The organism is Halomonas sp. ATBC28, assembly GCF_005937175.1.
Classification (GTDB): Bacteria; Pseudomonadota; Gammaproteobacteria; order Pseudomonadales; family Halomonadaceae; genus Vreelandella; species Vreelandella titanicae.
Map to the genome: position 1 here is coordinate 1 of NZ_VCQL01000215.1, position 384 is coordinate 384.

At 56.2% G+C, this 384-nt stretch carries 1 protein-coding gene; it reads right to left on the bottom strand.

The window, feature by feature from the left end; translation table 11 throughout:
• Positions 1 to 200: 200 nt before the first annotated feature.
• Positions 201 to 384, bottom strand: a 184-nt coding sequence (locus tag E0L35_RS26125) for a sigma factor-like helix-turn-helix DNA-binding protein (protein ID WP_138801777.1), incomplete at its 5' end; no start/stop codon positions are given.

The window sequence follows — 384 nt, forward strand, 5'->3', positions numbered from 1 at the left end:
CCATTGGTTCGACGCAGATTTGGGTGCTGCCAAATCCCAGCGGTTTAAGTCGCGTTTCACTGGAGAAACTGGTTGAAGCGTATCGCGAGCTGGACCAGGCGCTGGTAGTGCGTGGGCGATAAAAAACGCCACCGAAAAGGTGGCGTTTGTGCAGAGGGCCTAGTGCCGGGTGCGGCGTAACGCCTGATCCGGCCTACCGATTAATCGTCCAGGAAGCTACGCAGCACTTCAGAACGGCTCGGGTGACGCAGTTTGCGCAGCGCCTTCGCTTCGATCTGACGGATACGTTCGCGGGTAACGTCGAACTGTTTACCCACTTCTTCCAGCGTGTGGTCGGTGTTCATATCGATACCGAAACGCATACGCAGAACTTTTGCTTCACGC